1 protein-coding gene is annotated in these 270 nt (G+C 29.6%); it reads right to left on the bottom strand.

Annotated features, from left to right (window positions below):
• Positions 1–270: hypothetical protein (locus RMT89_RS43245; protein WP_315889237.1), on the bottom strand; the 270-nt coding region annotated here is incomplete at both ends.

The following is a 270-nucleotide window of genomic DNA, read 5'->3' as shown; positions in this document are numbered from 1 at the left end:
ACAAAACTGTATTTCTCCATTGATTGGCAATATCAAAACTTGCCATTTCATAGTAACCATTGGGCTGATTGACTAGTAAGTAGTTACAAAGCCAAATAACTGGAGCAATCATAACTCCAGCCAAAATTGCCGGCAAACTAAATTTCCATAATACTTGAAACTCTTTTAGGTTTCTCTTGTCGAAAATTTTTATTTTAAAATCCTTATAAAAAAATCTTAGCGTATACAGATTTAATAAAAAAATTATCACATAATTAAACCCAAATGCAA

Source organism: Streptomyces sp. P17 (assembly GCF_032436805.1).
Taxonomy (GTDB): Bacteria; Actinomycetota; Actinomycetes; order Streptomycetales; family Streptomycetaceae; genus Streptomyces.
This window is presented reverse-complemented; position numbering and strand designations above follow the sequence as displayed.